26 protein-coding genes and 1 tRNA gene are annotated in these 26,559 nt (G+C 71.0%); 11 read left to right on the plus strand and 16 right to left on the minus strand.

Annotation, left to right across the window (positions count from 1 at the left end):
• Window positions 1-95 precede the first annotated feature (95 nt).
• A tRNA-Thr gene (locus LWJ43_RS14550) sits at window positions 96-168 on the minus strand.
• 155 nt (window positions 169-323) lie between these two features.
• Here LWJ43_RS14550 and LWJ43_RS14555 point away from each other — a divergent pair.
• From LWJ43_RS14555 to LWJ43_RS14575, 5 genes are all read left to right on the plus strand, one after another.
• Entirely contained in the window at window positions 324-911 is a 588-nt protein-coding gene (locus LWJ43_RS14555; protein WP_277332687.1) for an RNA-guided endonuclease InsQ/TnpB family protein, read from the plus strand.
• Between the two features lie 24 nt (window positions 912-935).
• Window positions 936-1,724 carry an RNA-guided endonuclease TnpB family protein gene (locus LWJ43_RS14560; RefSeq protein WP_277332688.1) on the plus strand — a complete coding sequence of 263 codons (789 nt, stop codon included), beginning with the start codon at window positions 936-938 and terminating at the stop codon, window positions 1,722-1,724.
• A 350-nt stretch (window positions 1,725-2,074) separates the two neighbouring features.
• Window positions 2,075-3,211 carry an ABC transporter ATP-binding protein gene (locus LWJ43_RS14565; RefSeq protein WP_277332689.1) on the plus strand — a complete coding sequence of 379 codons (1,137 nt, stop codon included), beginning with the start codon at window positions 2,075-2,077 and terminating at the stop codon, window positions 3,209-3,211.
• 223 nt (window positions 3,212-3,434) lie between these two features.
• Entirely contained in the window at window positions 3,435-3,848 is a 414-nt protein-coding gene (locus tag LWJ43_RS14570; RefSeq protein WP_014154883.1) for a hypothetical protein, read from the plus strand.
• Between the two features lie 36 nt (window positions 3,849-3,884).
• Entirely contained in the window at window positions 3,885-4,604 is a 720-nt protein-coding gene (locus LWJ43_RS14575; protein WP_277332690.1) for a nucleotidyltransferase family protein, read from the plus strand.
• Window positions 4,605-4,673: 69 nt separating this feature from the next.
• Here LWJ43_RS14575 and LWJ43_RS14580 read toward each other — a convergent pair whose 3' ends face one another.
• The 10 genes from LWJ43_RS14580 to LWJ43_RS14625 form a co-directional block, all read right to left on the minus strand.
• Window positions 4,674-6,296: a DoxX family membrane protein gene (locus LWJ43_RS14580; protein ID WP_277332691.1), complete on the minus strand. Its 1,623-nt coding sequence runs from the start codon at window positions 6,294-6,296 to the stop codon at window positions 4,674-4,676.
• A 368-nt stretch (window positions 6,297-6,664) separates the two neighbouring features.
• A complete protein-coding gene (gene rlmB, locus LWJ43_RS14585; RefSeq protein WP_277332692.1) occupies window positions 6,665-7,624 on the minus strand; it encodes a 23S rRNA (guanosine(2251)-2'-O)-methyltransferase RlmB in 960 nt (319 codons plus the stop codon).
• Between the two features lie 106 nt (window positions 7,625-7,730).
• A complete protein-coding gene (gene cysS, locus LWJ43_RS14590; protein WP_277332693.1) occupies window positions 7,731-9,131 on the minus strand; it encodes a cysteine--tRNA ligase in 1,401 nt (466 codons plus the stop codon).
• Between the two features lie 54 nt (window positions 9,132-9,185).
• A complete protein-coding gene (locus LWJ43_RS14595; RefSeq protein ID WP_277332694.1) occupies window positions 9,186-10,502 on the minus strand; it encodes an MFS transporter in 1,317 nt (438 codons plus the stop codon).
• Window positions 10,499-12,211 carry an ABC transporter permease subunit gene (locus LWJ43_RS14600; RefSeq protein ID WP_277332695.1) on the minus strand — a complete coding sequence of 571 codons (1,713 nt, stop codon included), beginning with the start codon at window positions 12,209-12,211 and terminating at the stop codon, window positions 10,499-10,501. Before LWJ43_RS14600 ends, LWJ43_RS14595 begins: the two co-directional genes overlap by 4 nt.
• A gap of 4 nt (window positions 12,212-12,215) precedes the next feature.
• Entirely contained in the window at window positions 12,216-13,724 is a 1,509-nt protein-coding gene (locus LWJ43_RS14605; RefSeq protein WP_277332696.1) for an ABC transporter substrate-binding protein, read from the minus strand.
• A gap of 27 nt (window positions 13,725-13,751) precedes the next feature.
• On the minus strand, window positions 13,752-14,333 hold the full coding sequence (locus tag LWJ43_RS14610; RefSeq protein WP_277335888.1) for a GNAT family N-acetyltransferase: 582 nt from the start codon (window positions 14,331-14,333) through the stop codon (window positions 13,752-13,754).
• Window positions 14,334-14,498: 165 nt separating this feature from the next.
• Window positions 14,499-15,017, minus strand: a complete 519-nt coding sequence (ispF, locus tag LWJ43_RS14615) for a 2-C-methyl-D-erythritol 2,4-cyclodiphosphate synthase (RefSeq protein ID WP_277332697.1) — start codon at window positions 15,015-15,017, stop codon at window positions 14,499-14,501.
• Window positions 15,007-15,771, minus strand: a complete 765-nt coding sequence (gene ispD / locus LWJ43_RS14620; protein WP_277332698.1) for a 2-C-methyl-D-erythritol 4-phosphate cytidylyltransferase — start codon at window positions 15,769-15,771, stop codon at window positions 15,007-15,009. The genes ispF and ispD overlap by 11 nt, the downstream gene beginning before the upstream one ends.
• A 385-nt stretch (window positions 15,772-16,156) precedes the next feature.
• Window positions 16,157-16,639 (minus strand): CarD family transcriptional regulator, encoded by a 483-nt coding sequence (locus LWJ43_RS14625; protein ID WP_006380568.1) that lies wholly within the window; start codon window positions 16,637-16,639, stop codon window positions 16,157-16,159.
• 656 nt (window positions 16,640-17,295) lie between these two features.
• On the opposite strand from LWJ43_RS14625, the gene LWJ43_RS14630 reads away from it, so the two are divergent.
• Entirely contained in the window at window positions 17,296-17,967 is a 672-nt protein-coding gene (locus tag LWJ43_RS14630; RefSeq protein ID WP_277332699.1) for a DUF461 domain-containing protein, read from the plus strand.
• Between the two features lie 69 nt (window positions 17,968-18,036).
• Here the strand turns inward: LWJ43_RS14630 and LWJ43_RS14635 are convergent, their stop codons facing one another.
• Window positions 18,037-18,717, minus strand: a complete 681-nt coding sequence (locus LWJ43_RS14635) for a response regulator transcription factor (protein ID WP_014047499.1) — start codon at window positions 18,715-18,717, stop codon at window positions 18,037-18,039.
• Entirely contained in the window at window positions 18,714-19,982 is a 1,269-nt protein-coding gene (locus LWJ43_RS14640; RefSeq protein WP_277332700.1) for a sensor histidine kinase, read from the minus strand. The genes LWJ43_RS14635 and LWJ43_RS14640 overlap by 4 nt, the downstream gene beginning before the upstream one ends.
• 193 nt (window positions 19,983-20,175) lie before the next feature.
• Between LWJ43_RS14640 and phoU the strand changes: the two genes are divergently transcribed.
• Together phoU and LWJ43_RS14650 are read left to right on the plus strand one after the other, a co-directional pair.
• Complete coding sequence (gene phoU, locus LWJ43_RS14645) at window positions 20,176-20,853, plus strand: phosphate signaling complex protein PhoU (protein WP_277332701.1); 678 nt, start codon at window positions 20,176-20,178, stop codon at window positions 20,851-20,853.
• A gap of 282 nt (window positions 20,854-21,135) precedes the next feature.
• A complete protein-coding gene (locus LWJ43_RS14650) occupies window positions 21,136-21,276 on the plus strand; it encodes a hypothetical protein (protein WP_014154897.1) in 141 nt (46 codons plus the stop codon).
• Window positions 21,277-21,376: 100 nt separating this feature from the next.
• Here the strand turns inward: LWJ43_RS14650 and LWJ43_RS14655 are convergent, their stop codons facing one another.
• Window positions 21,377-22,648 carry an MDR family MFS transporter gene (locus LWJ43_RS14655; RefSeq protein ID WP_277332702.1) on the minus strand — a complete coding sequence of 424 codons (1,272 nt, stop codon included), beginning with the start codon at window positions 22,646-22,648 and terminating at the stop codon, window positions 21,377-21,379.
• A 220-nt stretch (window positions 22,649-22,868) separates the two neighbouring features.
• Between LWJ43_RS14655 and LWJ43_RS14660 the strand changes: the two genes are divergently transcribed.
• Window positions 22,869-23,630: a phosphoglyceromutase gene (locus tag LWJ43_RS14660; protein ID WP_014154899.1), complete on the plus strand. Its 762-nt coding sequence runs from the start codon at window positions 22,869-22,871 to the stop codon at window positions 23,628-23,630.
• Window positions 23,631-24,141: 511 nt separating this feature from the next.
• Here the strand turns inward: LWJ43_RS14660 and LWJ43_RS14665 are convergent.
• Complete coding sequence (locus LWJ43_RS14665) at window positions 24,142-24,504, minus strand: DUF6193 family natural product biosynthesis protein (RefSeq protein ID WP_277332703.1); 363 nt, start codon at window positions 24,502-24,504, stop codon at window positions 24,142-24,144.
• 464 nt (window positions 24,505-24,968) lie between these two features.
• On the opposite strand from LWJ43_RS14665, the gene LWJ43_RS14670 reads away from it, so the two are divergent.
• Window positions 24,969-25,217 (plus strand): hypothetical protein, encoded by a 249-nt coding sequence (locus LWJ43_RS14670; protein WP_277332704.1) that lies wholly within the window; start codon window positions 24,969-24,971, stop codon window positions 25,215-25,217.
• On the plus strand, window positions 25,214-25,456 hold the full coding sequence (locus tag LWJ43_RS14675) for a hypothetical protein (RefSeq protein WP_277332705.1): 243 nt from the start codon (window positions 25,214-25,216) through the stop codon (window positions 25,454-25,456). The genes LWJ43_RS14670 and LWJ43_RS14675 overlap by 4 nt, the downstream gene beginning before the upstream one ends.
• 301 nt (window positions 25,457-25,757) lie before the next feature.
• Here LWJ43_RS14675 and LWJ43_RS14680 read toward each other — a convergent pair whose 3' ends face one another.
• The gene (locus tag LWJ43_RS14680) at window positions 25,758-26,537 is read right to left on the minus strand and encodes a hypothetical protein (protein ID WP_277332706.1); all 780 of its coding nucleotides are present in this window, start codon (window positions 26,535-26,537) and stop codon (window positions 25,758-25,760) included.
• Window positions 26,538-26,559: the final 22 nt, after the last annotated feature.

Consider the following 26,559-nt stretch of genomic DNA (forward strand, 5'->3'; position numbering starts at 1 on the left):
GGAAACGTCCGCGTCCCGGGAGTGGTGGATCTGAGCCGATATCGCGGCCCGGGCAACAAAAAACCAGGCCAGCATGATGCTGACCTGGCATTTCGAGCCGCCTGTCGGAATCGAACCGACGACCTGGAGCTTACAAGGCAACCGCTCTGCCAACTGAGCTAAGGCGGCACAGCGCACGCCGAAACCGCGCGCGCAAGCCCTCACTCTACACAGCAGCGCGCGCCGCGCTCCACGAAGTTTCGCCACCGCCGTGACCCTCCGACCACCCGTGCGTTAAGAGGACTGACGTGCTGCTCCGCATATCGGACAGCCGGAGGGCGGGCATGACGGACACGGTGGACAAGCCGGTACGGGTGACAGGCGAAGAGGCGAGACGCATCAAGCGGGAGGCCCTCGGCATCGCCGACCGCAGGACGGACCACGGCAGCACACGCGGGGTTCCGAGAAGTCGGGCCAAGGAGGCCGGCACGCAGCAGCGTGTGTACCGCTACCGCTTCTATCCGAGCCCGGCACAGGCCGAGCAGCTGGGGAAGACCTTCGGGGCCTGCCGTTGGGTCTACAACGAGGCTCTGGCCCTGCGCGTCGGCGCCTGGGAGCAGCATCGCGTGTCGGTGGGGTTCGCCGAGTCGTGCCGTGCGTTGACGGGGTGGCGGCAGGCGTCAGGGACGAGCTGGCTGCGGGAGGTGTCGTCGACGGTGCTGCAGCAGTCGCTCCGTCATCTGGACGGAGCGTTCACGCGCTTCTTCAAGCAGTCGGCGAAATATCCGCAGCGGAAGACGAAGCACCGCTCGCGGAACTCGGCGACGTACGTGCGCACGGGATTCCGCTGGATGGAGGACCCCGAACTGCCGGGCACGGGGCGGCTGACGCTGGCGAAGCAGTCGGAGCCGCTCGACGTGCGGTGGTCGTGACCGCTGCCGGAGGGTGCGGACCCGGTGAAACTGTCGGTGACACGAGACCGGGCGGGGCGCCATTTCGTCTCGGTGCTGGTGGAGGAGCGGATCAAGCCGTTGCCTGCTGTGTTCCTGCCAGGTGGGCGTGAGCCGAGGGCGGTGGGGATCGACCTGGGTCTGGCGGCGCTGGTGACGCTGGACGACGGGACGAAGACTGATCATCCGCGCCTGATGCGGAAGCACGAGAAGGAACTGGCGCGGCTGCAACGGGGGCTGCACCGGAAGAAGAAGGGCTCGTCGAACCGGGAGAAGGCCCGGGAACGCATCGCCCGGCTGTACGCGCTGATCAGTGACGCGCGCAAGGACATGCTGGACCAGTTGACCACCCGCCTCGTGCGCGAGAACCAAGTGCTCGTGGTGGAGGATCTGGCCATCACAAACCTGCTGCGGCCCGCCACGGGGAGAGGGCGTCGGCGTAAGGCCGGACTGATCCGGTCGATCCAGGACGCGGCCTGGGGCGAGCTGCTGCGGCAGCTGCGGTACAAGTGCGCGTGGTACGGGCGCACGCTGGTGATCGTCGACCGCTTCTTCCCCTCGACACGGCGGTGCGCCGACTGCCATGCCAAGGGGGCGCCCCTCGACGTGTCGGTCCGGGAGTGGTTGTGCCCAGAGTGCGGCGCGTGGCACGACCGGGATGTGAATGCGGCGCGAAACCTCAGGGAGGAAGGGATGCGGCTCTACCGGCTGGTGTCGTGCGCGCTGCCGTCGGGGCGCGTACCTCCGCCTGTGATCAAGGCGTCGGAGCTGCCGGCGGTGCTGCCGGCCGCGTGAGGGAGCGTTACGGACCGACGGGCCGTCGGCCGTGATGCCTGTGGAGCCCATGTAGGACCGGGCGGGCGCATCCCCCAGGGATGCGTCCGATCGGCAGCGGGCGCTGAAGCAGGAAGTGCAGCGAACGGCACGGGACCCGGAGACGGAGTTCTGCCGTGGCTTGCACACGGTCAAAAGTGCGTTGCTCTGCCGGCGAATTTCACACGGCCTCGGACTGTTTCATGCCCTTCGGACTACTGACATATTCGAGAACGCCAGGTAGCGTCACCTCAGGTTCACTCCAGTGGACCACACCACTCCCTTACTCGGATCGTCCGGCACGTTCCTGCCGGTGGAGGAGAAGAATCGCCATGGCCAGTGTCACGTTCGACAAGGCGTCCCGCGTCTACCCCGGCTCCACGAAGCCGGCTGTGGACCAGCTCGAGATCGAGATCGCGGACGGTGAGTTCCTCGTCCTCGTCGGGCCTTCCGGTTGTGGCAAGTCGACCTCCCTGCGCATGCTCGCGGGTCTCGAGGACGTCAACGGCGGTGCCATCCGCATCGGTGACCGCGACGTCACGCACCTGCCCCCGAAGGACCGGGACATCGCCATGGTGTTCCAGAACTACGCGCTCTACCCGCACATGTCCGTCGCGGACAACATGGGCTTCGCCCTCAAGATCGCCGGTGTGAACAAGACCGAGATCCGGGCGAAGGTCGAAGAGGCCGCCAAGATGCTGGACCTCACCGACTACCTCGACCGCAAGCCGAAGGCGCTCTCCGGTGGTCAGCGTCAGCGTGTGGCGATGGGCCGCGCGATCGTGCGTGAGCCGCAGGTCTTCCTCATGGACGAGCCTCTGTCGAACCTCGACGCCAAGCTCCGTGTCTCGACGCGTACGCAGATCGCCTCGCTGCAGCGCCGCCTCGGCATCACCACCGTGTACGTCACCCACGACCAGGTCGAGGCCCTCACCATGGGTGACCGCGTCGCGGTCCTCAAGGACGGTCTGCTCCAGCAGGTCGACTCGCCGCGCAACATGTACGACCGCCCGGCGAACCTCTTCGTCGCCGGCTTCATCGGCTCCCCCGCGATGAACCTCGTCGAGGTCCCGATCACCGACGGTGGCGTGAAGTTCGGCAACAGCGTCGTCCCGGTCTCCCGCGAGGCGCTCACCGCCGCTGCGAACCGTGGTGACACCACCGTCACGGTCGGCATCCGCCCGGAGCACTTCGACATCGTCGAGCACGGTGGCGCCGCCGCGACCGGCCTCTCCAAGGCCTCCTCCGACGCCCCGGCCGGTCTGGCCGTCTCCGTCAACGTCGTCGAGGAGCTCGGCGCCGACGGCTTCGTCTACGGTGCCGCGCAGGTCGGTGGCGAGCACAAGGACCTGGTCGTCCGTGTCGGCGGCCGCGCCGTCCCGGAGAAGGGCACCGAGCTGCACGTCGTCCCGCGCCCGGACGAGCTGCACGTCTTCGCCACCTCGACCGGTGAGCGCCTGACCGCCTGATCCGTCCGGTACCGCTGCACGGCCCCGCGTCCCTTCGAGGACGCGGGGCCGTTCGCGTGTCGTGGGCGGGATCGGGTTTCGGATCCGGCGGGCTTCAAATACCCTGGCACACCGGTCAATTCACCCCGGCCTGTCAACGTGTGATTCGAAAAGACCACTCGAACCATCCCCCGCAGGGGTGACGAAATGTCGCCAGGCCGTCACTGCCCGCTACGCTCGCTGCGTGACCCACACCGCGCGCCGAATCGGCCGAACCCTAGCCCTCGTACTGCCCGTCGTCATGGTTCTGTCCGGGACCCTCGCGGTCACCCGTGTGCAGTGGTCGGGGCAGGACACCGAGACCCAGCTGCTGACGGCCTCCTCGGAGACCGTGTCCAAGCAGGCGAAGGCCCCGGCTCCTCAGGACGTTCTGCGGGACAAGCTCCTGCTGGAGCTCCGCGAGAAGGACCCGGGTGCCGCCCTGACGAGCCTCCAGCGCACCGTCGAGGGGCGCCCCTCGCTGGCGAAGCACTGCATGTCGATCGCGAAGGCGCTCGGCAAGGCCGCCGTGGACCAGTACGGTCCGACGCGCGCCCACCGCTTCTCCCGCCCGGTCTGCGACACCTCCTTCGCCTCGGGCGTCGCACAGTTCAGCTGAGCCGGGTGTGTCCGGGCACGGCATATCGTGCCTGGCATGCATACGTTTCCGACGCAGGCCGTGATCCTGGCGGGTGGTCAGGGCTCGCGGCTTCGCCCGTACACCGATGACCGTCCGAAGCCGATGGTCGAGATCCCGGGGACCGGGACCCCGATCATCGGCCATCAGCTCTCCTGGCTGGCCGCCGAGGGCGTCACCGACGCCGTGATCTCGTGCGGCCATCTCGCCGATGTGCTGCAGGAGTGGCTGGCCTCGGCCGACCTTCCGCTGCGTGTCACGACCGTCGTCGAGACCGAGCCCCTGGGCCGGGGCGGCGGTCTCAAGCATGCCGCGACGCGGCTGCCCGATCCGTCGGAGCCCTGGTACGCGACCAACGGCGACATCTGGACCCGCTTCTCGCTGCGGGAGATGGCCGCCTTCCACGCCGAGCGGGACGCCACCGCGACGCTCGCGCTGGCCCGCCCGCGGATCCCGTGGGGCGCCGTGGAGACGGACGCGTTCGGCCACATCACCGACTTCATCGAGTCCCCGCCCTCCCCGTACCTGATCAACGCCGGGGTGTACGTCTTCGCGCCCGCGTTCACCGGGATGCTGCCCGACCGCGGTGACCACGAGCGGACGACGTTCCCCAGGCTGGCACGTGAGCGCCGCCTGGCCGGCTTCCCGTTGCCCCACGGGGCGTACTGGCGGGCCATCGACACTGCGAAGGACCTCACGGAGGCGGCGAAGGAGCTGGGCGCCCACGTGGGCGGCTGAGGCCGGCCCGGACGTGCGCGAGGGCGGTCACCGGATGTCCGGTGACCGCCCTCGCGGTGTGTGGCGGGGTCAGCCGAGGAGGCCGCCGATGGGGTTCTGGCCGGCGCCGCCGGACGAGCCCCCGTCCGACCCCCCGTCGGAGCCGCCGTCCGACCCTCCGTCCGATCCGCCCGAGGAGGCGGAACCCGACGAGCTGGGGCCCGCGTCGTCCGCCGGGGGCTCCTGCGGCGCGGGCTCCTGCGGGGGTGCCTGGCCGGTGCCCTGGGTCTGGCTGGGCTGTCCCGTGCTCGCCCCTGCCGTCGGGCCGGACTCACGCCCGGGCCCGGAGCCCGGGGTGGACTCCTCGGCCGACGGGGTGCCCGGCGCACTGGAGGGCGACGTCTCCGGCGCCCGGTTGTCCGGGGTACTGGAGGGCTCGCGCTTCTTGCCCTCGGACTTGTCGGGGAGCGGGGAGCCGGGCAGCTGGTTGGTCGGGTAGCTGTCGGGGCCCGGCACGGTGACGACCTGCGTGGAGCGGACGGCCCCGCCGAGCATCGAGCCGACGAGCAGGGTCAGGCCGACGACCACGGTGGCGACCGCGGTGCCGCGACGCAGTACCCGGCGCCGCAGGTCCCAGATCGCGGAGCGGGGGCCGAGCGTGCGCCAGGCCTCCCCGGAGAGGCGCCCGTCGAGGGAGTAGACGGGGGCACCCGCGATGACGAGGGGGCTCCAGGCGGCGAGCAGGATGATGTCGGGGGTGTCGTACGCCGCGGCGCCGCGCCAGCTGACCGTCACCAGCAGGGCGGCCGAGAGCAGGACGCCGAAGGCCGCGGCGAACCGCTGCCAGAGCCCGAGGACGGTGAGGACACCGACGACGACCTGGAGGAAGGCGACGCAGAGACCGGCTGCGACGGGGTGGGAGAGCGCGAGGTCCCGCAGGGGTTCGGCGGCTGTCCACGGGTGCAGCGAGGTCAGCCACTTGACCATCGAGCCGCGGTCGCCGCCGTCGAAGTAGGCGGGGTCGCAGAGCTTGCCCATGCCGGTGTAGATGGAGAGGAAGCCGAGGATGACGCGCAGCGGGAGGAGGACGACGCCGAGGTTCATCCGGCGGCCGGGGTAGTAGGCGTGCCGGACGGTGTCGCCGGCCTGGCGCCGGTCGCCTTCGGAGGTGCCGTCCCGGCCCTCGGTCCCGGGGTCGTCGTCGTAGGTCACGTCGTACGCGTCGTGAGCCGGCGTGTCGACGGCGTCGTAGGCACCGACGGCCCGCCGCATGGGGGGCAGCAGCGGTCCGGTGCGGCCGCCTCCGTGCCGGTGGGGCGCGGGGACCACGGGGTTGGGCTGGGTCTCGTCGAGGCGCGGGATGACCTGTGTGCCGCCGCCCGCGTCGTCGTGGCCCGCGTCGCCGGGGCGGGCGTCGAGGTGGCCGGCGGTGGAGTTCCGTACCGCCTGCAGGAGTCCGGTCGCTCCGGGGTCGCCCGGCTCCGACCTGCCGCTCCAGACGACGGGGGCCCGCCTGCGACCGCCCGGACCGCTCATGGCGGGAATCCTGGCCCGTCCGGCGCCGCCGGGGCGAAGGCGGGTGCGCTGGCCGGGGGCGAGCTGCACCCGGAAGCTAGCGTGGCTGACGATGACCTGCGCGGGGTCGCTGTCCACCTTCGTCATGCTCAGGGCGGGTTGGTCGTCGAACCGAGGCGTTCTGGTGTCCACACTCATCTAACCGAGTGATGTGTGATTAGGACACTGCCTTGACGCGTCCAGAGTGTCCAGGACCCGTCAACCGTCCTCCCCTTCACACCCGTCGGCGTACGCCGGGGACGCGGAGAGGGGGTCGGCGCGCCCACCGGGACGGCTTCCTCGCTGATGGGGCGCCCTGTGCCGGCCGGCCCAAGGTCTCTGCCCCCGGGCCGCACGCCCCGGGCACCGGCCGCGTCCGGGGGCGTGCGGCCGGCGGACGCGACGGCGTTCCGCGCCCGCGCCGGGGAGGCCGGGGCGCGTCGACGGTCTGCCTCGGGAGCCCTTGCGGACCCGGAGCGTGCCCCGGCGACGGCCCGGGGTGTCACGCCCGGCGACGGCCCGGGATGTCACACGGCCCGGCGGCGTGCCACTTCGTAGAGGACGATGCCGGCGGCGACACCGGCGTTCAGGGATTCGGCACCGCCCGGCATGGAGATCCGGACCCGGTAGTCGCAGGTCTCGCCGACGAGGCGGCCCAGGCCCTTGCCCTCGCTGCCGATGACGATGACGACGGGGCCCTCCAGCGCCTCGAGGTCCTCGACGGTGTGCTCGCCGTCCGCCGCGAGGCCGACGACGGTGAGGCCCGCCTTCTGGTAGCCCTCGAGGGCGCGGGTCAGGTTGGTGACGCGCGAGACGGGAGTACGGGCCGCCGTGCCCGCCGAGGACTTCCACGCTCCGGCGGTCATACCGGCCGCCCGGCGCTCGGGGACGACGACGCCGTGGCCGCCGAAGGCGGAGACGGAGCGGACGATCGCGCCGAGGTTGCGGGGGTCGGTGACGCCGTCGAGGGCGACGATCAGCGGGTCCTCGTTGCTGTCGTACGCGGCGGCGGTGAGGTCCTCCGGGTGCGCGTACTCGTACGGCGGGACCTGGAGGACGAGGCCCTGGTGGTTCAGGCCGTTCGTCATCCGGTCGAGCTCGGGGCGCGGGGCCTCCATGAGGTTGATGTTGCCGCGCTCACCGGCGAGCTGGAGGGCCTCGCGGACCCGCTCGTCGTTGTCGATGTACTGCTGGACGTAGAGGGTGGTCGCGGGGACGCCGTCGCGCAGCGCCTCGAAGACCGGGTTGCGGCCGACGACCATCTCCGACGTGCCCTTGACGCCACCGCGGCGCGGGGCGGGGCGGCGTGCCGCGGCCTGCTTGGCCTGGGCGTTCGCCACCCTGTTCTTCTTGTGTCCCTTGCGGGCGGAGGCGGGCGGCGTCGGTCCCTTGCCTTCGAGAGCACGGCGTCGGTTACCGCCGCTGCCGACCTGCATGCCCTTCTTGTTGGACGTGCGGCGGTTCCTGCGCTGGCTGTTCCCGGCCATGACCTACCTGTTTCGTTGCTTCAGAAAAACGTCGTCAAGTGAAAGTGTGCCGCCCGGATGGCCGGGCGGCACATTTGCGCTGCTCACGCATGGTGCGAAGGCCCGCTCAGCGGGGTCCGAGCGTCCAGCGGGGTCCGGTGGGGCTGTCCTCGATGACGAGGCCGGACTGGTTGAGCTGGTCCCGGATCGCGTCTGCGGCGGGCCAGTCCTTGCGTTCACGGGCGGACTGGCGCTGGTCGAGGACGAGTCGTACGAGGGTGTCGACGACGCCGTGCAGGTCCTCACCCCGGTCGCTCTCGCCCGCCCAGTGGGGGTCGAGGGGGTCGAGTCCGAGGACGCCGAGCATCGCGCGCACCTCGGCGAGGCGGGCGACGGCCGCTTCCTTGTCGTCGGCGGCGAGGGCGGAATTGCCCTGCCGGACGGTGGTGTGGATGATCGCGAGTGCCTGCGGGACACCGAGGTCGTCGTCCATGGCCTCGGCGAACGCGGGCGGGACCTCGGAGGCGGCCTCGACCGGCCCGCCGGCCTTCTCCACCACGCGCTGGACGAAGCCCTCGATACGCGCGAACGCGGATTCGGCCTCGCGCAGGGCCTCCTCGCTGTACTCGATCATCGAGCGGTAGTGCGGGGTGCCGAGGTAGTAGCGGAGGACGATCGGGCGCCACTGCTTGACCATGTCGGTGACCAGGACGGAGTTGCCCAGGGACTTCGACATCTTCTCGCCGGACAGCGTGACCCAGCCGTTGTGCACCCAGTACTTCGCGAAGTCGTCGCCGAAGGCCTTGGCCTGGGCGATCTCGTTCTCGTGGTGCGGGAAGATCAGGTCGATGCCGCCGCCGTGGATGTCGAAGGCGGTGCCGAGGTACTTGTGGGCCATCGCGGAGCACTCCAGGTGCCAGCCGGGGCGGCCGCGGCCCCACGGGGTCTCCCAGCTGGGCTCGCCCGGCTTGGCGGCCTTCCACATGGCGAAGTCGCGCTTGTCCCGCTTGCCGGTCTCGTTGTCGCCGGACGGCTGGCGCAGGTCGTCGAGGTCCTGGTTGGAGAGCTCCAGATACCCCTCGTACGAGCGGACGTCGAAGTAGACGTTGCCGTCGGCCTCGTAGGCGTGGCCGCGCTCGATGAGGCCGCGCATCATCTCGACCATCTCGGTGATGTGGCCGGTGGCGCGCGGTTCGTACGTGGGCGGGAGGCAGCCCAGGGCGTCGTAGCCGTCGTTGAAGGCGCGCTCGTTGTCGTAGCCGATGGACCACCAGGGGCGGTTCTGCTCGGCCGACTTCTTGATGATCTTGTCGTCGATGTCGGTGACATTCCGGATGAACGTCACGTCGTAGCCGCGGTATTCGAACCAGCGGCGCATGATGTCGAAGTTCAGTCCGGACCTGATGTGCCCGATGTGCGGGGCGGCCTGGACAGTCGCGCCACAGAGGTAGATCGAGACACAGCCCGCGGTGAGCGGGGCGAAGTCACGGATCTGCCGGGCGTTGGTGTCATGCAGGCGAATAGTCACGCCTCAAGGGTAGTGGGCCCGCACCAGTGCCCAGCGCCCCCTGTGGAAAACGTGTCACAACTGATCGGAGACGGTGGTCCCGGGCTGCGGCGCCCGTCGTCCCGCGGACAGGGTCAGGGCGAGTGCCGCGCCCGCCAGGGGGACCGCGGCGAGCACTCCCCACAGGACGGGTCCGGGTGTGTCGAGGAGTGTTCCGGTGGCGGCGCTGCCCACCAGGACGGCGAGGCCCGACACGGAGGACAGGGCTCCCGTGGCGAGACCGAGCCGGTCGTCGTCGACGAGGTCCGGCACGAGCCCGCGGGCGGCGGGGACCAGCAGCATCTGACCGAGCGTGAGCAGGACGACGAGCGCGGCGCCGGGGAGCAGCCCGGCGGGTCCGTCGGGTGCGAGGGGCACGGCCGCGAATCCGGCGGCGACGACGGCGAGCCCGGCGACGAGGGCGGTGCGGGGCGCGACCCGGCGGGCGGACCATCGGGTCAGTGGCAGCTGTGCGACGACGACGAGCAGGGAGGAGAGGGCGAAGAGCCCGCCGAGCGCGCTCTGGGTTCCGGTGGCCCGCTCCACCTCGGCCGGCAGGGCGAGGTAGAGCTGGTTGTAGGAGACGAGGTAGCTGCTGTACACGAGGCACAGGACGAGGAACGGCCGGTTGGCGAAGACCTGTCGGGGCAGGGCGGTCCGCGTTCGGGCGGGCCGGACGCGGCGCGGCCGGCGGGGCATGAGGCGGGCGTGTCCGGCGAGTACGCCGACGAATACCAGCGCCCCGGCCAGGCACGCGGTCCGGAAGCCGCCGCCCAGGAGGAGCAGCAGGCTGCCTATAAGGGGGCCGAGGAACGCTCCGGCCTGGCCGGCGGCGGAGAACACGGCCAGCACCTGGGCGCGCGGTGTGCCGGTCTCGGTCTCGTGGGCGACGGCGGCCCGGGCGGTCTCGGACTCGACGGCGGGTGAGAAGAGGGCGGCGGCGAAGCCGATGAGCAGGACGGCGCCGATGACGCCCGCGGTGGTGCCGGCCTGGGCGAGCCAGCAGAAGCCGGCGATGCGCAGGACGCAGCCGGTGAGGACGACGGGCCGCGGGCCGTAGCGGTCGGTGAGGGCTCCGCCGACGACGAAGAGGCCCTGCTGGCTGAAGGTGCGCAGCCCGAGCACGAGTCCCACGAGCCATCCCGCCATGCCGAGCCCGTCGCCGAGGTGCGTGGCGAGGTAGGGCAGGACGGCGTAGAAGCCGGTGTTGAAGGCGAACTGGGTGGCGGTCAGGAGCCGGAGGTAGGGCCTGAGCTCCACGCCGGCGCCGGTGCCCGTGCCCGTGGTGCCCAAGGTGCCCGAGGTGCCCGTGGTGCTTGTGGTGCCCGTGGTGTCCGGCGCGTCCGTCGTCATCGGCGACCCCGGCCGCGTACGGCTGCCGATGTCAGCACGGCGAGCGCGCCGAGGGCGGCGAGCGCGGCGGCGGGGGCCAGGACGGCCCAGGGGGCGCGTTCGGCGTAGGGCATGTTCTCCGAGAGCATGCGCCCCCACTCCGGTGCCGGGGCGGGCGTCCCGAGGCCGAGGAAGCCGAGGGAGGCGAGCGCCAGGGCGATGGCGGGGACCCGCAGGACGGCATGGCGTACGACCGGGGGCAGGACCCCCGGCAGGATGTGGCGGCGCAGCCGGTGCCACGGTCCGGCGCCGAGGGCGAGGGCCACGGTGATGTGCGGGGCGGCGCGCTCCTGGGCGAACAGCGCGGAGGTGTGGGCGGCGAGCGGGGCCCACGCGACGGCGGCGACGGCGACGGCCGCGCCCCAGGCTCCGGGACCGGCGATCCCCGCGACGACGAGGCCGGCCAGGACCGCGGGCAGGGCGTTGGCGGTCTCGGTGAGGGCTCCGGCGCGGGCTGCTCCGGCGAGCAGGCCCAGGAGGAGGGTGACGGCGCCGACGGCGACGGCGGTGAGCACGGTCCTGGCCGCGCCGTGGCCGAGGCGGGCGAGCACGTCGCGGCCCAGGGAGTCGGTGCCCAGCGGGTGTACCGCCGAGGGTGGGGCGAGGCGGGCGGCGGCGTCGGCGTACAGGGGGTCGCGCAGCAGGCCGGTGAGGACGACGGCGACGAGGAGCGCGCCGAGCCCGACCGCCCCGACGGTCACGGTGCGGCGCGCGGGGAGCTTCGGCGTGACGAGCGGGGGCAGGGCGCCGTCGGCCCGTGCGGGGCCGAGCAGGGCCTTGGAGGCGAGCCGGGCCGCGAGTCCCGCGGCGACGCCCAGGAGGAGCAGGAGCAGCACGCAGGCCTGGAGGACGGGCAGGTCCTGGGCCAGGGCGGCGGCGAGGGCGGTACCTCCGAGGCCGGGTATGGCGTAGAGCGTCTCGACGGCGACGGCGCCGCCGGTGAGCCCGACGACGACGAGGCCGGTCTGGGGCAGCAGGGCGGGCAGGGCGCGGCGCAGGGCGTGGGCGGCGATCCTGCGGGCGGGTATGCCGTGGGCGGTGGCGGCGCGGGCCCAGGGCTCCGCGAACACGGCGGGCAGCGCGTCGTCCAGGAGCCGCCCGAGCAGCGCGCCGGCGGGGACGCCCATGGCGAGGGCGGGCAGGACGAGCTGGTCGGCGCCGCCCCAGCCGAGTGCGGGGAACCAGCCCAGTTGCACGGCGAGGACTGCGGCCAGTACGGCTGCGAGGAGGAATTCCGGGAGGGCGGCGAGCACGGCGGCCCCGACGCCCGCCCGGGCGGTGACGAGCCGGCGGTGGGCGCCGCGCCGGAGCGTTCCGGCGGCGAGGGCGAGCGCCAGGAGGACCGCGACGGCGAGCGAGGCGCCCATGAGGGTGAGGGAGACGCCGAGCGCGGACGTCGCGTCGGGGCCGACCGGCTGCCCGGAGACCCAGGACTCCCCCAGGTCGCCGCGCGGCAGTCCGGCCGCCCAGGCGCCGAGGACGTGCAGCGGACCGCCGTCGAGTCCGGTCCCGGCGCGGATCGCGTCGAGCACGGCCGGTGTGGGCGGACGGTCGGCGTAGCGGGCGTGCAGGATGGTCAGCGCCGGATCGGTGCGGGTCAGCCTGGGCAGCAGGCCGATGACGGCGACGACGGCCAGGAGCGCGCCGAGCCGTCCGGCCAGGTACTTCATCCGGTCACCCGAGGTGGGTGTCGGCGGTGATCAGGGTGCGTTCCATCGGGTCGAGGGCGACGCCTTCGACCCGGGAGTCGTCGTAGCCCTGGACGAAGCGCTCGTGGACGAGGGGCACGAGGGCGTCCGCGCCGAGTACCGCGGCTTCGGCTGTCATCCCGGCGCCCTGGCGGGCGTCGGCGGCGGTCAGCGAGGCGGCCTTGTCCACGGCCGCGTCGACGTTCCTGTCGCACAGCTGGGAGATGTTGAAGCTGCCGTCGCAGGTGAAGTCGGAGGCGAGGTAGGAGACGGGGTCGGCCGTGTCCAGCAGGGTGTTGCGGGCCTGGATGAACGCGTCGTACTTCCCGGCGAGCGCGTCGGCCTCCATCTGCGCGTAGTCGCGGACCACCTGCTCGACCGTGAAGCCGCGCTTCTCGAGCTGCTGCTGGACGAGCGTCGCGACCTCGGGGAGCTCGGGCCGGTTGGTGTAGGTGGCGAGGACGATCTCCTTCGTCTTCGTCACCTCCTCGCGGCTCGCGGCGGGGGTGCGTCCGGTGGGCGGCGTGCGCTTCCCGGCGGCCCACGGAATGCCGGGCCCGAGGAGCCCCTGCGCGGTGTCCGCCCGACCTTCGTACACCCCGTCGACCAGGGCCTTGGAGTCGATGGCCTCGCGGGCGGCGGCGCGCATCGCCGGGTCGGCGAAGACCCCGTTGCCGGTGTTGAGCGAGAGGCCGTTGGTCCGGGCGGACGGGAATTCGTGGACGTAGGAGTCACCGAGCAGGGACGCCTGTGCGATCGGCACGTACTCGGCGACGTCGACGGCCTTCGTGCGCAGCGCGTTGGCGCGGGCCGTGCCGTCCGCGGCGAAGGTGACGTCGATGCCGGGGGCCTTCGCCTTGTCGCCCCAGTAGTCGTCGTTGCGCTCGAGGGTGGCGGAGACTGCCCCCTTGACGCCGGCCAGGGTGAACGGTCCTGTGGCGTGCCCGGCGGGGTTCACCTTGCCGTTCTCGTAGGCGCCGGCGGACAGGATCGTGAGGGACGGGTTGGCGAGCCGCTGCGGGAGCAGGGGGTCCTCGCCCTTCGTGACGATCCGTACGGTGTCCGGGCCGGTGGCGGTGGCCGTCAGGGGGGTGTCGGACAGTACGCGGGGCAGCGGGGACGCCTTGCCGGCGGCGGTGAGGGAGCGGACGACGGCGTCCGCGTCGACCCTCGCGCCGTCCTGGAAGACGGCGTCGCGGAGGGTGAACGTCCAGGTGGTGGGGTTGTCCCGCTTCCAGGACGTGGCGAGGGCGGGCTCGGCGGTGCCGTTCCTGTCGAGGGTGGTGAGGCCCTCGATGACGGCGAGGCGGCTGAGGGTGACCGCGTCGTCCCCGTAGGGGGACATGGCCTGCGCGGGAGGGAAGGCCATGACGACCCGGAGCCGCTGCGCGTCGCCGGACGCTCCGGAGCCGCTCGACGAACATGCGGCGAGCGGGAGGAGCAGGGCGGCGGTGGCGGCGGCCACCGGCAGCGGGAAGCGGCGGGACGTAGGCATGACGGAGACCCTATATGAAAACGATTATCATCCGATATTTGATGTGATCAGCCCTGTGCGCACAGGCATCGGCAGCTCGAAGTGGATGATGCCCTGACCTCCGTCCGGCAGGGCGCGCTCGTCGCAGACCTCAAGGGCGAGCGACCGCCAGAACGGTTCGGCGCCCGGCACGGCCGGATCGGTGTGCAGATAGAGCGAGGTGTAGCCACCGGCCCGCGCGGCGAAGTCCCCGAGCTCGCGCACGAGCATGCGGGCCAGGCCGTGCCTGCGGTGTCCGGGGCGTACGTAGATCCGGCAGAGCTGGGCCGTCGAACCGGAGGGGAAGCGGTCGGCGACCCACTGCGGGTTGGGCGGCGCCTGAGGGCCCCGGTCCCGTACCGCGCCCGTCGCCACGACCTCGCCGTCGCGCACGACGACCATGAGCGTGCAGCGTGCGGGGCGCAGATAGGCACCCTCGAGGTCGATGATGTCGGCGTGCCAGCGGGGCACGTAGCCCGAGCGCAGGTCGTGGTAGACGGTGTCCAGCATGACGGCCCGCGCACCACCGACGTCCTGCGCGGTGGCGGTCCGCAGGACGTAGCCGTCCGCACCGGCCCGCGCGTCCGGCATCCTCGTCGCCCCGGCGGTCGCGCTCACCACTGACGTTCACCCTCGCTCTCGGCCCCTACGGCACATCACCTGCCGCATCAGCGTACGTGCAAGCAATGTGCAATAAGGGGGCGGGGCCTCACGGAGCGGTGCGCACCGCCACATCCCGGCCCCGCCTCCCCCGCGTCAGCCCTCGGCGCGGTAGACCAGGGCCGTCGCGATGCCCGCGATGCCCTCGCCCCGGCCGGTGAAGCCGAGGCCGTCCGAGGTGGCGGCGGAGAGCGAGACGGGTGCGCCGACCGCGTCCGACAGCACCTTCTGGGCCTCCCCGCGCCGCCTGCCGATCTTCGGCCGGAGACCGACGACCTGCACGGCGACGTTGCCGATCCCGAAGCCCTCGGCGCGCACGATCCGGGCGGCCTCCGTGAGCAGGGTGACGCCGGACGCGCCCGACCACTCCGGGCGGCCGGTGCCGAAGTGCTGACCCAGGTCACCGAGACCGGCGGCGGAGAACAGGGCGTTGCAGGCCGCGTGGGCCACGACGTCGGCATCGGAGTGCCCGGCGAGGCCGGGGCCCTCGCCCTCCCACAGCAGCCCGGCGCACCAGAGTTCGCGGCCCTCCTCGAAGGCGTGGATGTCCGTCCCGATGCCCACGAGCGGGATCACGGGGGCCGGCCGCTGCTGCTCCGCTGTCTCAGAATCCATCGTTCGCCCTCCGGCGCGCGAGAACGGCCTCCGCCAGGACCAGGTCCAGGGGCCGGGTCACCTTGAACGCTTCCTCGTGGCCGGGCACGACGACGACCGGCGAGCCCAGGCGCTCGACCATGCCCGCGTCATCGGTCGCGCCCTCACCGTCGACGGCCACACTCTCGTGCGCCCGGACGAGAGTGTCCCGGTCGAAGCCCTGGGGCGTCTGAACGGCCCGCAGCCGTGCTCGTACGGGGGTCGAGAGGACCGGCTCGGGTGCGCCCGGCTCCCCCGGCTCGACCTCCTTGACGGTGTCGGCGAGGGGAAGCGCGGGGACGACGGCCGGAGCCCCGTCCCGTACGGCCTCGATGACGGCGTCCACGGTGTCGACCGGCACGAGGGGCCGGGCCGCGTCATGGACGAGGACGACGGAGACGTCGTCCGGCAGGGCGTCGAGGCCGAGCTTCACGGACTCCTGCCGCGTCGCTCCGCCGGGCACGACGACGTAGTCGGTGCGCTCGGGCAGGGCGTGACCGTCGATCAGGTTCTTGACCTCGGCCGCACCGTCCGGGGGCGCGACCAGGACCACGAGGGTGACGGCCCGGGAGGCCGCCATGGCGCGCACGGCGTGGATCAGCATGGGCGTACCGCTGAGCGCGCGCAGCGCCTTCGGGGTACCGGGGCCCAGTCGGACGCCGCGACCCGCAGCAGGGATCACCGCGGCGGTGCGCGAGGGGCTCGGTTCAGCAGGCGTCGGTGACATCGATGACATCGGTTGCACTCCGAAGCTTCGGCAGGTTTGTTTCCACCGCCGACATGGGTATGGCCTGGGCGTACCCCGACCACAGGCCGGGGGATGAGCCATGCGCGACAGCTCGACCTGACCGGGCCCCTTCCGTGAACCCTGGTCGGCCGGGCCGCAGCGGGGCTCGGTGGATGTGGCTGAGGGGACGAGGGGCGTACCGGACGACACTCCGGGTGGATCCGGTAGCGAAGGGATCCACCGGACACGTCCGCGTGGATCTTCCGTTCGGATCCGAACATGCCGCAGCGCCCGACGACTCACCGTACAGACGGCTGGTCAGCGGGCACCGCGGCACATCATCTACGACCGGATTCGGTTCGCCGGCGTCATCCGGTCACCGGTGTCGTCCGGTTCAGGACGCGAGGACCTCGTCAAGCAGGGCCTCGGCCTTGTCCTCGTTCGTGTTCTCCGCGAGAGCGAGCTCGCTCACCAGGATCTGGCGGGCCTTGGCAAGCATGCGCTTCTCACCTGCGGAGAGGCCACGCTCGCGCTCGCGACGCCACAGGTCGCGGACCACTTCGGCGACCTTGATGACGTCGCCGGAGGCGAGCTTCTCAAGATTTGCCTTGTAGCGCCGGGACCAGTTCGTCGGCTCCTCGGCATACGGTGCGCGCAGCACCTCGAAGACCCGGTCCAGGCCTTCCTGCCCGACTACGTCACGCACACCGACGAACTCCGCATTGTCTGCCGGTACGCGAACCGTCAAGTCGCCCTGGGCGACCTTGAGCACCAAGTAGGTCTTGTCCACGCCTTTGATCTGGCGAGTTTCGATAGCCTCGATCAGCGCGGCCCCGTGATGGGGATAGACCACGGTGTCGCCAACCTTGAACGTCATGTGACAGGTACCCCTTCCGTGGCTATCCAGAGTAACACGAGAACAGCATCTCCTGAATGGCGTTTTCGCAGGTCAGGGCATATCTCGGGGCTTGACAACTGCAACACGAACGTGCTGCGGGAGCCTTCCGGAAGGCGATATTCGCAGGTCGGAGCGGGCGTGCGGCCGACCTGAAACACGCGCGTCACACATGCCGGAAGACCTCCAGAAGGGGCCGAACGTCCCGTTTTGCCGGTTTCCGGATGGTGAACTTTCCGTACTCCGTTCGGACGTCGATCACTCGTACGGCCCTTAGCGTCGATGGCCCATGAAATTGATCAACGACCTGGGTCGGGGTGGAAATAGGTGCGAGAAATGCGCCGCGGTCCGGAAATCGATCATCGGCTGATCAACGCACCGATCAGCCTCGATTTGTGAACGCCGTGCGAATCCTCGCTGTCGACCGGACCGCCGCGACGGGATGTCCGGGCCGCGGGCGGAGGGTGCCGGTCCACAGCTCGGACGGCCTCAGGGGCGGGTCGGGTGCGGGCCCGGGACGACGGCTCGGTAACCTGAGCCCGCTGACACACACTTAGGGCGGCTTTACGGCCGCTCGGGCCTTCCTGTCCGCAGAGTCCGAAGTCCGCAGTCCGAACGTTCAAGGAGTTGCCGCCGCCGTGAGCCGCAGCCTTCGACACGGCGCCCTCGCCGCCACTGCCCTCGTGTTCTCGATCGCCGCACTGTCCGCGTGCAGTGCCGGCAACGACGCGCAGACGCTTCAGGTCAGGCCGGACAACGCAGCCACCGCTGTCGACAACATCAAGATCCAGAACCTGAACATCATCACCCAGCCCGAGGCTGACGCCGAGGGCCCGGCGGTCGTCGCCGCCACGCTCTTCAACGACGGCACGAAGCAGGAGGTCGTCGAGAAGATCGCCCTCCCCGGAACCGGGACCACCGTGAAGCTGCAGGCCGCCAAGGGCAAGGGACCGCTCGTGGTCCCGGCCGGCGGTCGGGTCGTCATCGGCGGGAAGAACAACGCCTCGGCCGTGATCGAGGACGGCCGCAAGGCAGGCGCCAACGGCAATGTGCAGGCTGTCGCCTTCACGTTCAGCGAGACGGGCGAGATCGAGCTCGGCGCCGCCATCGTCCCGGCGACCAGCTTCTTCGAGGGCTTCGGGCCGAGCGCGCTGCCGTCGGCCAAGCCCACGGCCAAGCCCTCCGAGTCCGCGTCGGGCTCCGCGGCGGGCTCGGCCTCGGAGACCTCCGACGAGGGCTCCGAGTCGCCGGGTGAGGGTTCCGAGAGCCCCTCGGCCACGGAGACGGGCGAAGCCGCCGCCGACCACTGATCGTGTGCGTCGCGCGCGTGGGGGGCGTCTCCGGCGGAGACACCCCCCACGTAGCCCGCGGCCCGCGGTCTACGGCTCGAACTTGTAGCCCAGACCGCGCACCGTGACCAGGTAGCGCGGCGCCCCGGGATCGGGCTCGATCTTGGCGCGCAGCCGCTTGACGTGGACGTCCAGGGTCTTGGTGTCGCCTACGTAGTCGGCGCCCCAGACCCGGTCGATCAGCTGCATGCGCGTCAGCACGCGACCGGCGTTGCGCAGGAGCATCTCGAGAAGGTCGAACTCCTTCAGCGGAAGGTCGACCTTGCCACCGGAGACGGTGACGACGTGGCGGTCCACGTCCATCCGGACCGGGCCGGCCTCCAGGGCGGCCGGGGTGACCTCCTCCGGCTCGCCGCGGCGACGCAGGACCGCTCGGATGCGGGCCACCAGCTCCCGCGAGGAGAAGGGCTTGGTCACGTAGTCGTCGGCTCCTATTTCCAGGCCGACGACCTTGTCGATCTCGCTGTCCTTCGCGGTGACCATGATCACCGGGACGTTTGACCGGACACGCAGCTGTCGGCAGACCTCCGTACCGGGCAGGCCCGGCAGCATCAGGTCGAGCAGCACGAGGTCGGCGCCGTTGCGCTCGAACTCGTCGAGGCCGTCCGGGCCGGTGGCCGCGATGGCCACCTCGAAGCCTTCCTTGCGGAGCATGTAGGACAGGGCGTCGCTGAAGGATTCCTCATCCTCGACGACAAGCACTCGGGTCACGGAAGAGCCTCCGGGGCGGGGAATGGTTCAAGAGAATCGGTCTCGTACGGCCCGTCGCCGTCAACAGCGTCGTTGACGACCAGGGATCCGCCGGTGGTACGGCCCCGAACGACGCCCGACTCGGGCAGCCGCAGGGTGAACGTGGAGCCCTGTCCCTCAGAGCTCCATACGGTGACCTCCCCGCCGTGCGAGGCGGCCACGTGCTTGACGATGGCGAGGCCGAGACCGGTGCCACCGGTGGCCCGTGAGCGGGCCGGGTCGACGCGGTAGAACCGCTCGAAGACGCGTTCGCGGTCCTTCTCGGAGATGCCGAAGCCCTGGTCGGTCACGGCTATCTCGATCAGATCCCCGCCCGGTGCGGCCATCTTCCGCACGGCGATGCCGACACGGGTGCGGGCGGGGCTGTAGTTGACGGCATTCTCCACGAGATTGCCGAGGGCGGCCGCGAGCTGGCTCCGGTTTCCCCAGACGAAGAGGTCCGCGGTACCGCCCGAGGCCATGGTGATCTGCTTCGAACCGGCCTGCTGACGGCACCGGTCGACGGCCTCGTCGACCAGCTCCTCCACCCGTACGGGCTCGGCGTCCTCGAGCGGATCGTCGTTCTGCACCCGGGAGAGGTCGATGAGCTCCTGCACGAGATTGGTCAGCCGGGTCGCCTCGATCTGCATGCGGCCGGCGAACCGCTCCACCGCCTCCGGGTCGTCGGAAGCGTCCATGACGGCCTCGGAGAGCAGGGAGAGCGCGCCGACCGGGGTCTTGAGCTCATGACTGACGTTGGCGACGAAGTCGCGCCGCACCGCCTCTATGCGACGGGCCTCCGTGAGGTCCTCGACCAGCAGCAGGACCAGGCGCGAGCCCAGCGGGGCGACCCGCGCCGAGACGGCCAGGGCCTCGCCCCGGCCCGTACCGCGACGCGGGAGGTCCAGCTCGACCTGTCGTATCTCACCGTCGCGCCGGGTGTCCCTGGCCATGTGCAGCATCGGCTCGACCGCCAGACGCCCGCCCCTGACCAGGCCCAGCGCATAGGCGGCGGAGCTGGCCTTGACGACGCTGTCGCTCTCGTCGAGCACGACGGCGGACGAGCTGAGCACGGAGAGGACCGTGTCCACCCCCGGGGGGAGCGCGGCGTTGCTGTCGGGGCGCAGCGATGTACGCGTCGGGCGCTTCTGCTCGCGTTCGCTCCAGCGGAACGCCAGCATGGCGATCACACCGGTGCAGAGCCCGGCGATCGCGGCAGCTGCGGCGACCGCCGCGTTCACGTCCATGCTTCAAGGTTATGCGGGTGCGCCGACACTCTCCCAGCCATCCGGGTGCCATCTCGAACACTCGTCGCCCAGAGTTCACCAAGGGGATAGTGACGGTTCACTTCGGGGGACGGATCCCGACGCGTTGGCCCCGCACCGTGGCAGCGTGGGGGTCGAGACCCCGGCCTCAGCAAGGATCTGGAGAGGGACTTCCATGCGCGACGCTTATCACGAGGAACTCGATTCGATCGGCGAGGGCCTGGTCGAGATGGCCCGGCTCGTCGGCTCGGCGATCGGACGGGCCACGACGTCCATGCTCGACGCCGATCTCAAGCTCGCCGAGAGCGTGATCGCCGCGGACCAGAAGGTCGACGACCTGCAGCACGACCTGGAGGCCCGCGCCATCGCGCTGCTGGCACGCCAGCAGCCGGTCGCCACCGATCTGCGGATCGTGGTCACCTCGCTGCGGATGAGCGCCGACCTGGAGCGCTCGGGCGACCTCGCCCAGCACGTGGCCAAGCTGGCACGGCTGCGCTTCCCCGAGTCGGCGGTGCCGCACGACCTGCACGCGACCATCCTGGAGATGGGACAGCTCGCCCAGCGGCTCATGGCGAAGGCCGCCGAGGTGATCATCACGAAGGACGTCGACCTGGCGCTCCAGCTGGAGCAGGACGACGACGAGATGGACCTGCTGCACCGGACGCTGTTCCAGCACCTGATGGACGACCGCTGGAAGCACGGCATCGAGACCGCCGTCGACGTCACCCTGCTCGGCCGCTACTACGAGCGCTTCGCCGACCACGCCGTGTCGGTCGCCAAGCGCGTCGTCTACCTGGTCACGGGTGAGCACGCGGACGAGATCCAGGCGGCGGCGCCGGTGGACGGGGCCTGAACAGCGGCCTGAACAGCGGCCTGCCCAAGGGCCTGAAGAAAGGCCGGCGGCACCAGCGACGGGGACCTGATCAAGGCGACGGCGACGAGGGAGGGGCGCGAGGGGCGCAGTCGTCACCACGGCCACACCTCAGTTCCGGCGCCGGTGCGCCGTTGATGCGCCCTCCGGGCTGGGCATGCAATGGGTGCGGGGGCGGTGCGGCATGCCCGCGGCCCCCGTCGTCGGCATGTGTGCCCACGCATGTGCTGTACGCCGTCGAGTCGTACGCCCTGAGGAGGGACCATGGCCGATTCACCCATGACCGAACCCCAGCAGGAGACCCCGACCGAAGTGGTGCACCTGCCCCTGCTGGGAGCCTGCGGCTGCGGCTCGGGCTGCGGCTGCGGCTGCCAGTCCGGCGCGCCGTGCCAGTGCGGCGGCTGAGCCTGGTCGGATGTGGCGGTGCCCTGCCACGGACGCCTGTCCGTGGCAGGGCACCGGCGCGGACACGCGTCCCCGGCCGGGCACCGACGCTGTGCGCACCTCAGACCGCGGGTTCGGCGACCGCCCGTTCCTCGGACGCGGGCGATGCGGCCACCACCGGCTCCGGCAGTTGCAGGTTCCGCATCAGCAGCCAGTAGCCGAACGCCGCCACCGTGCCGAGCACCGCACACGTCCCCCAGAGCCAGGCGGCCCCGTAGCGGTCGATCACGAAGCCTGACATCAGCGGGGCGACGAGCGCCGCCACCGACCAGGACATCGTGTACATGCCCTGGTAGCGCCCCCGGCCGTGGGCCGGGGACAGCTGCACGACGATGCCCGTCTGCGTGGGCGCGTTGACGATCTCGGCGAGGGTCCAGACGCACACCGTCAGCGCGTACACCCCGACCGATCCGGCGAAGGCCGTCAGTCCGAAGCCGTAGCCCGCGACCAGGGAGGAGAGGACCAGCAGCAGGCGCGGGTCGCGATGCTGGATGAAACGGGTCACGGGGATCTGCAGGGCCACGATCAGAACGCCGTTGACGGCGATCGCCGTGCCGAAGTCCGAGCTGGACAGCCCGTCCGTGCCCATGGCCACCGGCAGGCCCACGTAACCCTGCTGGAAGATCAACGCGACCACGAACGACAGCCCGACGACGCCCATGTAGCGCCCGTCGCGCAGGACCGTGGTCAGCTTCACGTCCTCGGGCGCGGGTGTTCCGGCGGCCCGGGGCGCCGCCTCGGGCCGGGACTCGGGCACCTTGAGGAAGACGACGACCGCGCACAGCAGCGTCAGGGCCGCCTCGCCCATGAAGCCGGCGAGATAGCTGTACTCGGCGATGAATCCCGCCGCCGCGGACGAGACCGCGAACCCCAGGTTGATGGCCCAGTAGTTGAGTGAGAAGGCCCTGACCCGGTCCTCGGGCCGGACGATGTCGGCCATCATCGCCTGCACGGCAGGCCGGGACGCATTGCTGGCCATGCCCACGACGAACGCCACGCCCGCGATGGCCACCGGATGGACCATGAAGCCGAGCACCGCCACGGACACGGCGGTGGAGAGCTGCGCGATCAGCATCGTCGGGCGTCGCCCGAGCCGGTCCGTCATCACGCCCGCACCCAGCGAGGAGACGACCCCGCCGAGCCCGTGGAGGGACGCGACGAGACCGGCGTACGAAGCCGAGTAGCCACGGTCCAGGGTGAGGTAGAGCGCCATGAACGTGGCGACGAACGCACCGAGCCGGTTGACCAGCGTGCTGGTCCAGAGCCACCAGAACTCCCTGGGGAGACCGGCGACCGTCTCGTGTGCCGCCTTTCTGAGACCGGCGACAGACATGGATTCCCCCCGGGGCTACGTGCAGGTACGGAACGAGCGCCGACCCTGCATGTGTAAGTGGCCCGGCGATGTTCCGAACATTACGAAGAGGTGTTCCCCGGCCGCCACCCAATTGACGCCACCCGTCAATCGTCCGGTCCCGGACACACCCCGGCCGGATCCCGGTCCGCCCCTTGACCGGCCGCGCGGTGGCCACGCGGGTTCGATTACGCTCGGACCCATGGCCGACGCACCGTACAAGCTGATCCTCCTCCGCCACGGCGAGAGCGAATGGAACGCCAAGAACCTGTTCACCGGATGGGTGGACGTAGACCTCACCGACAAGGGCGAGAAGGAGGCGGTGCGCGGCGGTGAGCTGCTCAAGGACGCCGGCCTGCTCCCCGACGTCGTGCACACCTCCCTCCAGAAGCGCGCGATCCGCACCGCCCAGCTCGGGCTGGAAGCCGCCGACCGCCACTGGATCCCCGTACACCGCTCCTGGCGCCTGAACGAGCGCCACTACGGCGCCCTCCAGGGCAAGGACAAGGCCCAGACGCTCGCCGAGTTCGGCGAGGAGCAGTTCATGCTCTGGCGCCGTTCGTACGACACCCCGCCGCCGGCGCTCGAGGACGGCACCGAGTTCTCGCAGAGCGCCGACCCGCGCTACGCGACGATCCCGCCGGAGCTGCGCCCGCGCACGGAGTGCCTCAAGGACGTCGTCATCCGCATGCTGCCGTACTGGTACGACGGCATCGTCCCGGACCTCCTCGACGGCAAGACCGTGCTGGTCGCCGCCCACGGCAACAGCCTGCGCGGTCTGGTGAAGCACCTGGACGGCATCTCCGACGACGCCATCTCGGGCCTCAACATCCCGACCGGCATCCCGCTCGCATACGAGCTGGACGCCGACTTCCGCCCCCTGAAGCCGGGTGGCACGTACCTGGACCCGGACGCGGCCAAGGCAGCGATCGAGGCTGTGAAGAACCAGGGCAAGAAGAAGTAAGCAGAGCTGAAGAAGCCCCCCACCTGCGGGTTTTCCGCACGGTGGGGGGCTTTTTGGTGCGCTGGGCCGTGTGGGCTGTCAGCCGGTCGATCGGCTCCGTCTCCAGGCTTGAGGAAGTCCGGTTCCGGCTGTTCCCTCAGACGCTGAGGCAGCTGTCACGGATCTGCGAGCGGCGGGCGCACTGGCGCAGGTCGGGCCCGAAGACAGCGGCCACACCCTTGCGGGTGCGCTCCTGGCTCGGCGGCATGAGGTGCGCGTAGACCCGCAGCTGCCGGAGCAGACTCAGATCGAACCCCTGAAGCGAGCGTCGAACCTACCTCCGTCGTCGGACGTACCAAGCCACTGCCAGCACGATAAGGATGCTTACCGCAAAGGCCCACAGCGTCGTTGCAGTGCTGCGCGAGGTGTAGGTCAGAGCGAGCATGCCCAGACGGATACCCGGCCCGGGTGGCCCTACTCGACGGGCGTCCTTCAGCTGGATCCCGGCCTGGTGCCACGCCGGGGTTCAGGACTACCGGCCTGCCGCGTCGCCGCTCAGTTCCGGAGGCAGGTGGGCCATCACCAGGTCGATGGCGTCCTCGGCCGTCGCCGCCTCGCCGAGGCGGGTCGCGTAACCCGCCGTGTGGACGCTGTACGGCGGCTCGCCCAGCACCACGTACGGCAGATCGTCGGCCGTCGGCTCGTGCCACGGAGGGGCCTCACGGATGAACTTGAGCGTGCCGTGGGTGTGGAAGGGGAACAGGCCGCGCAGCACGGGCTTCGCGTATGCGGCAGCCGCGACGGGCGGCAATGTGTCGTCGAACCAGCCTCGGGTCCCTGGCCGGCGCTCCAGCAGCCATGTCCACGCGGTCTCGACGTCAGGAGCCTCAGCCATGATCGTACGATCCTGCACCTGCCGGCTACTGGCAAGTTCCCCGTGTCGGCACGCCACTGCGGTACCGCGACCGCAGCGACCCCTCCGTCCGCAGCTGTTGGAGGAGCGCGGGCACGAACCGGCCGATGCCGCCCTGCGGTCGTCGGCTCGGTGGAGTTCGTGTCGACGTCTGATCGAAAGCGCGGGTACAGGGCGCTGGTGACGGGCGATGCACCGCATATCTTGTCGCTGCGGAGCCCAACGAAGCTCTAGTGGGGTCCTGTTGACGCGGTGGACCTGCTCTGCAGGCCGACCGGGACGCCGCACTCGATGTCCATCTGGCCCTGAAGAGCCGGGAGCAGGCGGGAGACGAAGACAGCGGCACCGGCTAACGTGAGCCTTACACCTGCCTGTTACCCCGGAGCGCACCTCTCGCGGCTCGGGCCGGCGGGGTGTGGGGAGCAAGGAGATCGGGGAGAGCGATCATGGGCGAGTCTCTGAAGACCTTCGTCGGCGGTACCGAGGTCGAGGTGCCGAACAGCATTCCCGCGATCCGTGCCGCGCTGCCCGAGGAGAGACGCGCGGAGTTCGACGACGCGATCAACGAGGCCGGGGTGCACGAGATCCAGGCCGTCATGCGCCACTGGATGCTCGAGGCCGTACCCGATCCCGAGGCCGAGCAGATCCTCGACCGGCTCGCTCAGGACGAGGCCGAGAGGCGGAACGTCGCTTGAGCTTCCGCCTCTCCTTCGCGCCGCCCGCCGACGACACCCTCGCCAAGATGCGCGACGCCGACTCGTTCCGCGACGAGATGGCCCGCACTCTGGGCTCTGATCCGTACGGACATGCCTCGACCGCTGTGAAGAGCGAACGCGACCGGCGCGAGGCGACGGTGTACGGGGCCATCGTCCTCTACTACGTCTCCGGGTCCGTGCTGACGGTCACCGTGGTCAGACTCGTACCGCTGCCGTGACACGGGCCGCCGTCACCGGTCCCGCCCTCCACGTCATGAGGCGATCCGTCACCCGGGCCTGAAATGGCGTGCGTTGTCCTAGCAGATTCCAGGATGCCGCGCAGGTCGTCCGCGACCCGCCCCCCGTCCGGTGGGTGTGTACGACGAACTCCCCTCCCTGCCTCCAGCCGGTCCAGTCGCTGCGTGACCGCGTCGGACGTGACCATGGCCGACCGCATCAGCGCCATACGGGGCAGGCCTCCCCCGGCACGACAGGGGCGGGAGCCGGTCTCCGCGCCCCCGCCCTCACGCCGTCGGCTGTTCAGCCGAGCTTCTTGGCCTGCGCGTCGATCAGCGCGGTCGGGAGGGCGAAGTCGGCGTCCGCGCCGGTCTTGCCGAGGTTGAAGGAGAAGAACGTGGCGACCGTTCCACCCTGACGCAGGGTCACGAGCTTGAAGGGAGCGGCCTCGTCCCCCTCCCCCATCTGCACCCGCCAGGCGAGTGCCTCCTCGCCGCCGGTCGCCTTCTCCTCGGTCAGCTTGGTGACCTTCTGCTTCGAGCCCTTGACCGACAGGGTGAAGCCACCGGTCGCGCACTTGGCGGCGGAGTCGCGGAGCTCGGCGAGGCTCTTCGCCGCGCCGTCACCGTCGTACGAGGCCAGCGTGACCAGCGACGACGTCACGTCGAGCATTCCGGCGAGCAGGTCCTCGGGGTCGGCGGTCTCGTCCTTCTTCGGCTCCTGGACGGCCTTGCGCCCGGCGTTTCCGACCGGGTCGCCGCGCTCCACCCCGTAGAAGGCGAACCCGATGGGCTCGCACTCCTTCTTGTCCACGGTGACCTCGTCGGGCTTGGCGATGTCCTCCGGCCCGGTCTTCGTGATCTTGTGACCGGCGACGTCGCCCTGCTCCAGCGACACCTTCTCCAGTTCGGCCGACGACAGCGCCTTGACCGCCGAGGGCTTGGTCGAGGCTTCGCCCTTGCCCCCGGAGGCGCCGTCGTCGCCCTTGGCGTCGGACTCCGAACCGCTGCAGGCGGTGGCGAGCAGGGTCAGGGACGCCACGGCTGCGGCAAGGGCGGAACGGCGTACGACGGTGGCGCGCATGGTGGGTTCATCTCTCCGTACG

Source organism: Streptomyces sp. JH34 (assembly GCF_029428875.1).
Classification (GTDB): Bacteria; Actinomycetota; Actinomycetes; order Streptomycetales; family Streptomycetaceae; genus Streptomyces.

What these genes read in the sequence shown, in the direction of transcription:
- LWJ43_RS14555 (WP_277332687.1), top strand. Translation starts at nt 324, where the DNA reads ATGACGGACACGGTGGACAAGCCGGTACGGGTGACAGGCGAAGAGGCG.
- LWJ43_RS14565 (WP_277332689.1), top strand. Translation starts at nt 2,075, where the DNA reads ATGGCCAGTGTCACGTTCGACAAGGCGTCCCGCGTCTACCCCGGCTCC.
- LWJ43_RS14575 (WP_277332690.1), top strand. Translation starts at nt 3,885, where the DNA reads ATGCATACGTTTCCGACGCAGGCCGTGATCCTGGCGGGTGGTCAGGGC.
- LWJ43_RS14580 (WP_277332691.1), bottom strand. Translation starts at nt 6,296, where the DNA reads ATGAGTGTGGACACCAGAACGCCTCGGTTCGACGACCAACCCGCCCTG.
- rlmB (WP_277332692.1), bottom strand. Translation starts at nt 7,624, where the DNA reads ATGGCCGGGAACAGCCAGCGCAGGAACCGCCGCACGTCCAACAAGAAG.
- LWJ43_RS14595 (WP_277332694.1), bottom strand. Translation starts at nt 10,502, where the DNA reads ATGACGACGGACGCGCCGGACACCACGGGCACCACAAGCACCACGGGC.
- LWJ43_RS14600 (WP_277332695.1), bottom strand. Translation starts at nt 12,211, where the DNA reads ATGAAGTACCTGGCCGGACGGCTCGGCGCGCTCCTGGCCGTCGTCGCC.
- LWJ43_RS14605 (WP_277332696.1), bottom strand. Translation starts at nt 13,724, where the DNA reads ATGCCTACGTCCCGCCGCTTCCCGCTGCCGGTGGCCGCCGCCACCGCC.
- LWJ43_RS14610 (WP_277335888.1), bottom strand. Translation starts at nt 14,333, where the DNA reads ATGCCGGACGCGCGGGCCGGTGCGGACGGCTACGTCCTGCGGACCGCC.
- ispF (WP_277332697.1), bottom strand. Translation starts at nt 15,017, where the DNA reads ATGGATTCTGAGACAGCGGAGCAGCAGCGGCCGGCCCCCGTGATCCCG.
- ispD (WP_277332698.1), bottom strand. Translation starts at nt 15,771, where the DNA reads ATGTCATCGATGTCACCGACGCCTGCTGAACCGAGCCCCTCGCGCACC.
- LWJ43_RS14625 (WP_006380568.1), bottom strand. Translation starts at nt 16,639, where the DNA reads ATGACGTTCAAGGTTGGCGACACCGTGGTCTATCCCCATCACGGGGCC.
- LWJ43_RS14640 (WP_277332700.1), bottom strand. Translation starts at nt 19,982, where the DNA reads ATGGACGTGAACGCGGCGGTCGCCGCAGCTGCCGCGATCGCCGGGCTC.
- phoU (WP_277332701.1), top strand. Translation starts at nt 20,176, where the DNA reads ATGCGCGACGCTTATCACGAGGAACTCGATTCGATCGGCGAGGGCCTG.
- LWJ43_RS14650 (WP_014154897.1), top strand. Translation starts at nt 21,136, where the DNA reads ATGGCCGATTCACCCATGACCGAACCCCAGCAGGAGACCCCGACCGAA.
- LWJ43_RS14655 (WP_277332702.1), bottom strand. Translation starts at nt 22,648, where the DNA reads ATGTCTGTCGCCGGTCTCAGAAAGGCGGCACACGAGACGGTCGCCGGT.
- LWJ43_RS14660 (WP_014154899.1), top strand. Translation starts at nt 22,869, where the DNA reads ATGGCCGACGCACCGTACAAGCTGATCCTCCTCCGCCACGGCGAGAGC.
- LWJ43_RS14665 (WP_277332703.1), bottom strand. Translation starts at nt 24,504, where the DNA reads ATGGCTGAGGCTCCTGACGTCGAGACCGCGTGGACATGGCTGCTGGAG.
- LWJ43_RS14670 (WP_277332704.1), top strand. Translation starts at nt 24,969, where the DNA reads ATGGGCGAGTCTCTGAAGACCTTCGTCGGCGGTACCGAGGTCGAGGTG.
- LWJ43_RS14680 (WP_277332706.1), bottom strand. Translation starts at nt 26,537, where the DNA reads ATGCGCGCCACCGTCGTACGCCGTTCCGCCCTTGCCGCAGCCGTGGCG.